8 protein-coding genes and 2 pseudogenes are annotated in these 11,031 nt (G+C 66.3%); 8 read left to right on the forward strand and 2 right to left on the reverse strand.

Annotation, left to right across the window (positions count from 1 at the left end; translation table 11 throughout):
* Window positions 1-54: 54 nt before the first annotated feature.
* From ASC56_RS35010 to ASC56_RS35035, 5 genes are all read left to right on the forward strand, one after another.
* Entirely contained in the window at window positions 55-1,251 is a 1,197-nt protein-coding gene (locus ASC56_RS35010) for a PD-(D/E)XK nuclease family protein (protein ID WP_159039793.1), read from the forward strand.
* A 254-nt stretch (window positions 1,252-1,505) separates the two neighbouring features.
* Window positions 1,506-2,369 carry a hypothetical protein gene (locus ASC56_RS35015; RefSeq protein ID WP_055495643.1) on the forward strand — a complete coding sequence of 288 codons (864 nt, stop codon included), beginning with the start codon at window positions 1,506-1,508 and terminating at the stop codon, window positions 2,367-2,369.
* A 62-nt stretch (window positions 2,370-2,431) separates the two neighbouring features.
* Entirely contained in the window at window positions 2,432-3,028 is a 597-nt protein-coding gene (locus tag ASC56_RS35020) for a hypothetical protein (RefSeq protein ID WP_055495644.1), read from the forward strand.
* A 459-nt stretch (window positions 3,029-3,487) separates the two neighbouring features.
* Window positions 3,488-5,248, forward strand: a complete 1,761-nt coding sequence (locus ASC56_RS39005; protein ID WP_159039794.1) for a zinc-ribbon domain-containing protein — start codon at window positions 3,488-3,490, stop codon at window positions 5,246-5,248.
* Window positions 5,249-5,496: 248 nt separating this feature from the next.
* Entirely contained in the window at window positions 5,497-7,179 is a 1,683-nt protein-coding gene (locus ASC56_RS35035) for a hypothetical protein (protein ID WP_159039795.1), read from the forward strand.
* Between the two features lie 936 nt (window positions 7,180-8,115).
* Here ASC56_RS35035 and ASC56_RS42535 read toward each other — a convergent pair.
* A pseudogene (locus ASC56_RS42535) lies at window positions 8,116-8,436 on the reverse strand (helicase associated domain-containing protein); the annotation flags it as partial.
* On the opposite strand from ASC56_RS42535, the gene ASC56_RS42540 reads away from it, so the two are divergent.
* The 3 genes and pseudogenes from ASC56_RS42540 to ASC56_RS39015 form a co-directional block, all read left to right on the forward strand.
* Window positions 8,392-8,688, forward strand: a complete 297-nt coding sequence (locus tag ASC56_RS42540) for a hypothetical protein (RefSeq protein ID WP_234377218.1) — start codon at window positions 8,392-8,394, stop codon at window positions 8,686-8,688. The pseudogene ASC56_RS42535 and the gene ASC56_RS42540 sit on opposite strands and share 45 nt — an antisense overlap.
* A gap of 81 nt (window positions 8,689-8,769) precedes the next feature.
* The gene (locus ASC56_RS35050) at window positions 8,770-9,294 is read left to right on the forward strand and encodes a hypothetical protein (RefSeq protein WP_055495649.1); all 525 of its coding nucleotides are present in this window, start codon (window positions 8,770-8,772) and stop codon (window positions 9,292-9,294) included.
* Between the two features lie 776 nt (window positions 9,295-10,070).
* Window positions 10,071-10,329: pseudogene (locus ASC56_RS39015) on the forward strand (sensor histidine kinase); the annotation flags it as partial.
* Between the two features lie 21 nt (window positions 10,330-10,350).
* Here the strand turns inward: ASC56_RS39015 and ASC56_RS35055 are convergent.
* Window positions 10,351-10,917 (reverse strand): universal stress protein, encoded by a 567-nt coding sequence (locus ASC56_RS35055; RefSeq protein WP_234377217.1) that lies wholly within the window; start codon window positions 10,915-10,917, stop codon window positions 10,351-10,353.
* Window positions 10,918-11,031: the final 114 nt, after the last annotated feature.

Raw genomic sequence — 11,031 nt, forward strand, 5'->3', positions numbered from 1 at the left:
CCGCGGCGATGTGGCCTGTACAGCCGAGAGTCTTGTCAGACGTCAAGGGGGGACATGGTGGCCGAAGGAAGCCATCCCGATTGGGGTTGGATCGAAAGGGAACTGCGCCGACTCGGGGATGCGGGGCTCGGAGGGCCGAGAAGGGCAACCGCGTTGGAGGTCCTCGGCCTTGCGGATCTCGAACGACACCATCAGAAAGTGATCGCCTGGCTCCTGGACCCGTCGCAGCCCCACCAGCTCGGAGAACGCCTGCTCACCTCCATGCTGAGGCGAGCCGGGCATAGAGACCTGCCGGCGCAGGCACTGGCCGAGGCGGAGGTCCACCAGGAAGTGGAGCAGCCGCCCGGCACCCGGGCCGACATCGTGATCAGAACCGAGGCGTGCACCTTGGTCATCGAACTCAAAGTGCACGCGACGGAAGGCCGCCGGCAAACCGAGCGACTGGCCGACAGCTACGCCCACGAGGCGACACCGGTGTTCGTGTTCCTCACACTGCACGGCAGTCCTCCTCGCTCGCAGCGATTCCATCCGATGACCTTGAGCCAGTTCGCCGACGACCTGAAAGCGTCCCTGTGCAGCGCGCCACACCCTGCCAGCGCCGACGGTCACACCGCGCGAACTGCTGCCTGTGACTATCTAGCAACGCTGCAAAGGATGAATCGGATAACTGCGCTGGACGACGACGCGGCACGACTGTGGCTGACCCACGGAATGGTTATAAAGGAAGCCGAAGCAGCCTCTGCACGGGTCCTGGAACGCCTGACGAAGGCTCTGCCAGGTCGCCTGGAGGAGATCGTGGCCGAGATGACGCTGGGCGCCGACGTGGAGGTTCTCCAGGAGACGTACGCGTACCAATCGGTAAGGCGCCCGGGCAGGCCGCCTTACCCGGAGCAGGCAGTGGCCTTGGCACGGCGGAACTGGCTCACCGCGGACGGCCGGCCGCGGGCTAGTGTCGGCTTTGGCTATCGTCTGCGCAAGGCCGGTGAGCCCGAACCGGCCATCGACGTCTTCAAGACCGAACTTCGCCCGTTCATCGGCGCATTCGTTCCCGACCAAGCCGTGTACGCCGCCCTCAAGCCGGAATCGGGCAAGGCCTGGGCGAACAGATGGCTCTACCTGCAGTACGCCGAGCTCGCTCCGCCACCCGGCGGCGGGAACCTCGTCGAAGGCCTCACCGAATGCGTCCTCGATCAGTTGCTCGCATCATGGAGGGAGCTCAGCGGCCGGATCAACACCGCGATTTGCGACTGAGGCCGCGCGAGGGCGGATCATGGCCGTCGTGGAACGGCCACCGACACTGGAAGGCCGGTGAGCTACGCGGTGCGGGATTCTCCAGCTCGACGGCAGTGTCGTCTACGTCATGCTGCTCAGCGCGTTCTGTGGCGAAGAGCTCGTGAACTTCTTCTACGACTTCCCCATCTACAACTCGGTGTGTTGGCCTCGTCAGCTCCAATCTGGAGAGGTGCTTCTTCAGCCTTTTGGCCATAGGGAGGTAGGTCGCAAGAGTGAGTCCGCCAGAGACAACGGCCCCGGCGACTGCGGCCGTACGCAATCTCACCGCAGCCGCCCGGGCCGGCACACGCGGAATACTCACGCGCGGGGGCGGCGTCAGCGTCGCCCGCCCCGCCAACCGGACCGACGCCCTGGCCGCCGTCCTCACCCGTAAGGCGTTCGGCACCAAGACCATGGCTGACGTCACCCACCCCGGTCTCGACGTCGTCCTCACCGCCACCGACCTTGCCACCACCAACGCCGTCCGTTTCGGCAGCACCCGCAGCGCCTGCTCCCGCTACGGCACCATCACCGAACCCATCCACGTCGCCACCGCCGTGGCCGCCTCCGCCGCCTATCCCGCCCTCCTGCCGGCCCTGGAACGCACCTTCACCTTCCAGCACCGCGACGGACACCACCAGCAGCACACCGTGCTGCTCACCGACGGCGGCGTCTACGACAACCTCGGCCTGTCCGTCCTCGAACCCGGACGCTCACCGCACCACACGCAGCACGTCTACGACGTGCCTTTCATCGTCTCCTGCGACGCAGGACAAGGCGAACTCTCCTTGAAGACGTCGCACTTCATGTTCGGTCGTCTCAACCGCTCCTTTGGCACCATCTACCGGAAGGCACAGGACTCCGCCCGGGCACGCCTTCACGAATGGGCCTCGAGCGGACGCATCCACGGCTTCGCCCTGGCCTACCTCGGCATGAAGGACGAACGCCTGCCCGCGCCACCCGCCGATCTCGTCCCCCGCAGCGCGGTCGCCACCTACCCGACCAACTTCGCGGCCATGAACCGTAGCTACTTTGAGGCCATCACCACACGCGGCGAACAACTCATGCGTACGGTGCTGCCGATGTCACTCCGATGAACCCAGCCAAACTTGTGGGCTTACGCAAACGACTCCCCAACGGCACGGCAAGGAGGCCACCGATGGACGATCCCGACTGGTATGTCGCGGACCTTTCTGTAGAGGACGTCATCTGGGAGCCGGTAGAGAAGTGGGGTGACACCGTCTTCGGCCGCGGTACGACCAAAGAGGACGGAGCTCTCGCCGTCGTCGTGCGGTACCCGGGAGAAGACCGGGTCATGATCGCGCCCGACGAGTGGTGCGTCACCGACTGCTTCAACCTCTGGCTCGCTGACGACATGCTCAGCGAACCTGGCGAACGGGCCTGGACATTCGGCGATGCCCATGTCCGCGTGAGCGCCTACACCGGCGCCGTCTACGTCCTGATCGAACGGGGCGAGTGCAACTACGTCCTCGAGCAAGTCGACAACTACCCATCCGCGGTCGTTAAGGCCGCCAGCCACGGTCTCAGTCAGCTGCGAGAAGATTGGCCGGACGACGCAGTCCCCCTCCACGACGCTCAGCGGCACATCGGCGTGGCCCTCCGGCAGTTGTGGGCCGAGGGGCTTATCGCCGCCTCGAGCACCGCCACGGCTGTCGGGCAGGACCAGGTCGCTGAGGCACTGGAAATGGACCGGCCCCTACTCGACCAAGTCCTCGCCGGTCAGGCATGGGTGTGACCCCTTTGGCCTTCGGGGCCTGGTTGCGCGGCGCGTTGCGTGTCGAGGATGACGAGGGCACTGAGGCGGGGCTCTTCGTCCGTGGGTCCAAGTCGCCTCAGGATCGCTTCGGCCATGACGGAGGTCGGGGCCGCGTCGTAACGCAGCTCTTTCTGGAGCTCGGTGTTGCGCAGGATCCACTTCGCGATGGCTGCACTGATGTCCTGCGGACGGCAGCCGCCGACGATGCGGGCAGATCCGCGGTGCTCGGCGGCGAGCTGCGCGAGGCGTTGCGTCTGCTCGGTGATGAGCTCTGCTCCGGTCTTGCCAGATGGCAGTGGCCCTTTTACGACGGGGGCTGTCTCCGGCGCAAGGTTGGTGATCTCGTAGACAGTGGCCGTGTACGGGAGCCGGCGCGGCGGTCGTTGTCAGTGGCGTACGCCATGCTGCCCTCCTCGCACACGGAGGAGGGGGCACAGGGTGGATGAGACGGTGGCCGACCGTCCGGAGCTTGTGGCGCAGCTGGCTGAGGAGGCGGGCCCGGCGCATCTCGTGTCGTTGCGGCGCCGGGGGAAAGTGGCGTGGGTGTGCCCGCGGGGTGCGGATCACCAGTGGGAGGCGTCTCCATACAACCGGGGCGTGCTGGGCCATGGTTGTCCCTATTGCGCGGGAAAACGGCCGAGCGTCGGCCGGAACCTTGCCGTGCTGCACCCGGCTGTCGCGGCGGAGCTCGATGCCACGCTCAACGATGGGTTGCGGGCGGAGAAACTGCTACCGGGCAGTCACGCGCGCGTGTGGTGGCGCTGCGCTGCCGATCCTGCGCATGTGTGGCAGGCGGCGGTGCACACCCGCACGAAGACGAAGCCGCGGCCTGCGGGTTGTCCGTGGTGTTCTGGCAATCGCCTCGACCCCATGTTGCGTTCGCTAGCGGTGACGCACCCGCGGGTGGCGGCGGAGTTCGACGTCGACCGCAACGTGGGTCTTGATCCCGGGCAGGTCTCTTACGGCTCCAAGCGTGTGGTGTGGTGGCGTTGCTCTGCTGGCCCGGACCACCGGTGGCAGGCCGCCGTCTATGCTCGGACTAGCGCATCGAATCCAACGGGCTGCCCTTGCTGTTCCGGGTACCAGTTGTCGGTCACCAACAGTCTGGCCGCGCGTCACCCCGAGCTCGCTGCCGAGCTCGATCCGGCACTCAACGATGGACTGACGCCCGAGGAAGTCCTCGCCGGGACGCGCAGGGTCGTCACCTGGCGTTGTCCGGAGGGTCCCGATCACGTCTGGTCTTCACCTGTGGTGCACCGCACGGCAACGGGTAACGGCTGCCCCTTCTGCGCCGGCCGACGGGCGTCGGTCACCAACCGTCTGTCCCAGTATCCCGACGTTGCGGCCCAGTTCGACCTGGATTGCAATGCTCCGCGGACCCCCGGCACGGTCTCCGGCCGGTCACGCGCCAAAGTCTGGTGGGCGTGCCCCGCAGGTCCCGACCACCGATGGCAAGCCGCGCCGTCTGTCCGCACCACCCTTGGCAGCGGGTGCCCATACTGCGCCGGCCATCTGGTCTCGGTTACCAACGCGCTAGCGGCCCGCGCCCCGGATGTTGCTGCCGAACTCGACCCGAGTCTCAACGACGGCCTCACATCGTGGCAGGTCACCGTGTCCAGCAGCCGCAGCATCACCTGGCGCTGCCGCCGAAACCCTCTGCACGTGTGGACCACTTCCTGCTCCGCCCGCACCGGCCCATTGCGCTCAGGCTGCCCCCACTGCCGCCTATCTCGCGTGTCCCGCCGACAACTCGCACTCGGCTTCGAACTCCAGGCCCTGCTCCCAGACACTCAGCCGACCGGCGCCAAGCTGACTGCGGCTGGCAGGCGCTGGGAGGTCGACATCCTCATTCCCGCGCACCGTGTCGTCGTCGAGTTCGATGGCCGCTACTGGCACGCCCAGCCCGATTCCGAGGCCCGCGACAGGCGCAAATCCGACGCCATTCGCATTGCCGGGTACACGCTCATCCGGGTCCGCGAGGATCCACTGCCCATGCTCCATCCCCACGACGTAAGTGCACCAGCCGGTGATACGAAAGCGGCAGTTGTCGCTGTCCTGAACCGCATTATCGAGATCACCGGCCAGCCCATTTCGGCGGCTGCCGCCTACGCAGCGACCCCCGGCCTCCTCGCAGAAGTGGCCTTTCACGCCCACGTGGATTCCGCCCTGGGAGAGGACACAGCAGACACGCTGTGGTGATGGCCGGGATGTGCAGGTGCCTGCCCCGGTTGGTCTCCTGGAGCCTCTGATCCCGCTGCGGCGTTGGACCAGGGCGCGGCATGTGATGCGCGTCCACGGGGCGCAGCACCGTGAGAGTTTTCCTGGCGAGCCAACATCGCGAAGTGTCGGCGAAGGAGAACCTGTCGACCCCACGCCGCCTCCGGCACCACCGACCTCGACTGACCGGCCCCGGCCCGCCCCTCCGTCCGCGAACCTCCCACGCGCTCGTGGCCGTGCTGGCCCCCGCCAACCCCAGGCTCTGCGGGCAGGCGGGAGCTGCGGATCGGACCGGTCAGCGGGAACTATCGTGCAGCCCTGTTGTCAGTGCCCAGGAGCACAATGATGAGAAGCCACTCATCTGGAGCAACAGGAGCAGGATGGACAGACGCCTTATCCGTACCGCGGTCTTTGGGAGCCCGGACTCCGACGAGCCGGCGCTGTGTCCCGAGACCGCTGAGGAACTGGATGCCTTCAAGCTTGAGCACGAAGGTGTCACCTTCTGGTGCGGCACCATGTTCGAGGGCGGCTGCGGCCGTCAGCTCATGACCAGGCGGTGCACCGACAAAATCTGCCACTTCGCTCACTACAGAAGCGACGGCTCCGACCATCAGTGCGGCCGCAAGGGGCGGGACGAAAACAGCGCCAACCATCTTTTCGTCAAGCATCACTTGGTGCCCTGGCTGCGAGCCCAGGACATCGCTGCTGAGTTCACTTACCCCGAGCCCCTCGGATCCGCTGTGGTGGTCCGCTTGGAAGACGGGCGGAGCCTTCTGGTCCACCTCGACCGAAACCGGCCCGTCGCCTGGGACAATGACGCGTGGGAGACCATCCTGGGGCCCGGCGTACGCATCGCCGACGGCGTCCTTGCCCAGCGCGGCTACGTCCACAGGATCCGCTTCGACGACCGTCCCGGCGGCGGCCGCACCATGCGATTCGGCACCCAGGTTCCCGGAGAAGGCAGCAACTGGAGCAGCAGCCTGAACGAAGTCGTCCTGACCTCCGACAGCCTGGTTATCACGACCAAGCCCGTCGCCATTTCCGCGCCGGCCGACGTCACGCAGCGGATGACCGTTCCAGCCGAGCGGGTGATCGTCACCGTCGCTCCCTCCACCGGCCGTACCGCACCCGCTGCACGGCAGGCCGATCCTGTCCAGCAAGCGCTGCTTCACCTCGACGTCGCCCTACGCGACCATCCAGGGCGAATCCTGGCCGCAGTGCAGGTCATCCGACAGATCCTGGAGACCGACCAGAGACCGGACGACGTCGCAAGGCTGCGCATCGCTCTGGGCCGTGGTGAGCGCTGGCTGAAAGAGCGCGCACGACTCAGGCGGACAGTCGTGGAGCGGCTGAAGGACCAGTCAACCCCCGCGCTGTACTGGCAGGCGGTCGACCTGGTGAAGGACCCTGACGCCTCGGCAGAGGAGAGGGAGACCGTCGCTGCCGCCGAGGCCCGCGCCCGGCGTGCTGAGGAGCAGGAGCGAGCAGCCCGAGAGTGTGAGCGGGCCGAACGGCGCGAAGCGCAGGAGCGCGAACAGGCCGAGGCCAGGGAACGCCACGTCCAGCAGGCCCGCGTTGAGAAGGTGGAGAAGTTCACCCTGGCCGTCCGCGGTGCGCTGAAGAAGGCGGCCCGTGAGGGACGCACCATCACCTGGTCGGAGATCCAGCAGAAGACCGGCCTGCACCAGCTGAGCCGCCTGGACCACGATGACAAGGTGGAACTGCTGGCGCTGGTGGAGAGCGACACAGCCCCCGAGAACCCCCTGTGGTCGACCCTCCTCGCCGCTGTCGGCGACGGGCTACGCCTCCACCGCGACGTCTCCAACCGTCTCAGCCGGCCCCTGCCTGTCAGCGACGCGGAACTCATCAACCAGCTCGCCGCCGAACGCACCCAGCTCCACCGCCACTGGTAGCCGGTACTGGGCCCCGGGGCCCAGCAGATGCGTTTCCCAGTGCCTACACGCACTCCAGCGCGAAGTCACAGCCCGGGACAGCGAAGGACCCCGGGCCGCACACAGCGCTCGGGGTCCGCCACTCCAGCCCAAGGTCAGCCAGGGCCTGGAGCTTGTCGGTGGTGAGCTTCGCCCGCCGGCTCTTGGTGTTCAACAGAAATTGCCGCTTGCAGTATGTGGCGTCGCCACACCGCATCTCTTGCTCACTTTGAGTTACCCGGGCGTCCGGCTGCCCGGTTTGCCGGAAATCCATGAACATGGCTCAGTGCCAACCACCTTCATGCCTCAGCAGCCGATGGGATTGGCCCGACCGCCCGGTCGGGTAACGCTGTGCTGACCGACAGGGCCAGCTCGTCTGACGACAAGGCCAACTTGCCTTCTGTAAAGCGCCCGTGGGTGCCCCTGACAACGTGTAAGTTGTTGCTCGCTTCCCAGCGAAGAGCCTTCGGAGGGGACCGCACGAGCGGGTCCTCGGGCCCGGGGTCCGACAGCAAGGTGTCGGTCTCACCGTCCCGAGGGGGACTCCATGGGGAAGCACGCGAGGCCAGAGCCGACGAACTGGAAGAGGGTTCTGCGAAGTATCCGACTCTGGATGGCGCCGGTGTCGGCCACCGTTTTCTGGGTGGGGCAGATGGTCCGCACGTGGTGCTGGCATCAGCCCTGACGCCGTCCCCAGCTCACTCTCGTTGAGCTGGGGACGGAGCCCGGAATGCGGGCTCGGGGCCCTTGCCGTAGCAGCGGCGGGGGCCTCGTCGCCTAGTTGATAACTAGTTGTCAACTAGGTCGGTGACCCCACCCTAACGCACCTATGGATGCGTGAGGGTGGGGTTTCACCGCAGAAGTGCGATCGCACCTGCGATCGCAGATGACCACGAGGGCAAAGCCGGTTCAGCGCCCCTACGCCGCCGCCCACTCCAGCCCGAGGTCCGCCAGTGCCTGGAGCTTGTCCGCAGTGAGCTTGGCGCGCCTGGTCTTGCTGTTGCTCAGGAACACCCCGAGCTTGACCTCGGTTCCGTCTTCCAGGCGTTCTACGTGGGCCCTGGGGACCCTCAGGTGCCCTTCCCGGGTCTTGTACTGCGCCAGGGCCGCGATGCCCCGCTCGAAGGCTCCAGAGGTCGCCTTTAGGGCCTTGGCGGGCTCCTCCGGTTCCGGGGCCGGCGGTGGGATGCCGAGTTGCTCCAGGCGCTCGCGCTGCGCGTCCGTCAGGGCCTGCCAGACCAGCTCGGCGGATACGACTACGCGGGCAACGACCCCATCACCCTGAGCGACCCCACCGGCGCCGAAGGCGATGACGGCAGTTCCTGGCTCACCGCCGAGAACAACTGGGTCTACCAGGGCGGCTTCGACAGCAACGGCAACATGGTCGACGACAACGGCAATCCGCGATACGGCGGCCTCAACCTCGCCGACATGGGCAACTACGATTACAGCCGAGGCCGGCCGGCATACCACGGCTGCGATTCGTACTGACAGTACATCAAGCGGTCCCAGGCGGAGGACAAGGCGGCCTACGCCGCCCTGGAGAAGCGCTACTCGCTGCCGGAACTGGACATGCGGGATGTGGGTCCGTACGAGATGACCTCGCTGTGGGCCTGGGGGATGGGAACCTGGTACCCGACGATCAGGTTCGACGAGAGCGACCTGTTGACCCGGGAACTCGAAAAGGACCCGCATAACCAGGACATCCTCGACAACTGCAGGATGAGTGATACCTACTGCACCACCGCGGGGGTCACACGTCACGAGGACTATTCAGACGCGGGCCTGCAGAATCTCCCCCTCGACGCGCTGGCCGGCATCAGTCACGGGTTGTTCGGACGTCCCCCGGTCGACGGCTTCCTGGGCTCGTACACCGAGACGGTCACAGTCCGTTCCTACAACCCGCGCACATCCACGGCGGTGGTCGACTTCTACGTCGACAACAAGAGCGGCTTTGAATCATTCGAGCATGCGTGGACCCAGCACGGTCATAACACGTCCAGTGGACCGGGAGCGACCATCGAGGAGAAGTTCTTCTGGACCAAGACGGTCCAGGTAGGGGAAGTTCCGCCGGGAATGGTCGAGCTCGCGAACTGATCACCAGCCCGCTTGTACCGGTATGCGGTACAAGCGGGCTTTCAGTTTCTTCAAAACACTCCCCGCGCGTGTTAGACATCGCCTACATGACGTGACTTTCCGTCGGCGAGGAAGGTACTATCCCGCCGGGCAGGGGGACGCGACGATGGGTGCGGAATGCTGCCGGGTAAGCGGCAGTCAAGAGAAGGTTGATCCAGTGGAAAACTCTGCAGTTGGTTCCCGGTCCGGAAGGGGCGCGCGGAAGGTTCTCTGGCTCGGATGCCTCCTTCCCGCTGCGCTTCTGATCGGTATTGTTGCCACTTTTCTGTACCACCCCGACGATCAACCTGCATCTGTGAGCGTCAACTCCTCGCAACTGATCGGCCCGTGGAAAGCCGCAGGGGGCGGGAAACTGGTTTTGCGTAGCAACGGAACCTTCTCTGCGCAGAATTCCTGCGGCTTCGGACCGGACGCGGCTCCTGCCTCTGTAGACGGTACTTGGGCTATAGCGCAGACCGGTGACTGGGGTCACGGAATGGGGGTGCAATTCGTATTCGACAAAACTTATCTCGGGCTGGGTGTGAGCAGGGAAGGGGGAAAGCTTGTGCTCTGGAGGCACATGGGAGACCCCGATGAGGGTAACTATTGCAAGGTGAGAAAGAAGTAGACGCCGCTGACAACCGGACGGACGTGGTCGTCTCGTTGGTTCTCACCGCAGCGGAGGACGGCAGGCGTGCGCCCTTCCAACTTCGGCATCTCATGTCGGCTCGTCTCTCCAACTGGTGGTCAGTTCCGGCCTAAAGGTCCGTGTCGTCGACCGCGGCCCCGGCGTCCCGGACGAGGCCAAGTCCGGCATCTTCGAACCGTTCCAGCGCTACGGCGACTCACCGCGCGGTGCCAGCGTCGGCCTCGGCCTCGCGGTGGCACGCGGCTTCGCGGAGGCCATCGGTGGCACCCTCAACGCCGAGGACACTCGGCGGCAGCCTCACAATGCTCCTCACTCTGCCGCAACGCCGCCCGGAGAAGCCCGAGCGCGCATCCGCCGTCACGACATGAGTAGCCGGGCCCGCACGGGCCTCAGGCTCCGGGCGGAACCGTCTGGAACGCCTTCAGCGTCTGGCGCGTGTCCAGCCTCAGCGCCAGGACGTTACGGCGGTGCACGTCCCTGAGCCCGGCGTCCAGTGGCGAGGGCGGCACCGCAAGGACCGGGCAGGTGGTGTGGGCGAGGCAGTACCGGCTCACCGAAGGCCGCAGCACCCGATGCAGCCGCCGGCGCCGCCCCGCACCGACTACCAGGACGTCCTGCTCGTCCTCAGCGATCTCCACTAGCGCACGTCCCGGAGCACCCCGAGCGACGAGAGCCATCAGGGGGAAGATCCGGCACGTCGGCGCCGAACACCTCCGGGAGCGCAGTTGCCAGCTTCTCTCTCGCCCGGCGCTGCCACTCGTCGAGCAAGAAAGAGGTGTATGGGAGCGGTGTGCCGGAAGGTCCCCCTCGGGCGGCTCCCAGGCCAAGACCGCCCACAGCTGCGCTCCCCGCAGCCGGGCCTCCTCGGCAGCCCGGCGCAGGGCGGTGAGAGACTCCGGCGAACCGCCGACCCCCACCACGACACGAGGGGCTGAAATCACGCCGGACTCGGACATCACATTCACCGCTTTGCACACACGGCCGACGGAGGGTTCCCGCCGACGTTCTTCCAGGAACTCCCTTCATCTCACTGCCGCTCAGACCGCGTTTGAGATCTGGGTCGGTGGCCT

Origin of the sequence: Streptomyces sp. TP-A0356 (assembly GCF_001417775.1) — a bacterium.
Classification (GTDB): Bacteria; Actinomycetota; Actinomycetes; order Streptomycetales; family Streptomycetaceae; genus Streptomyces.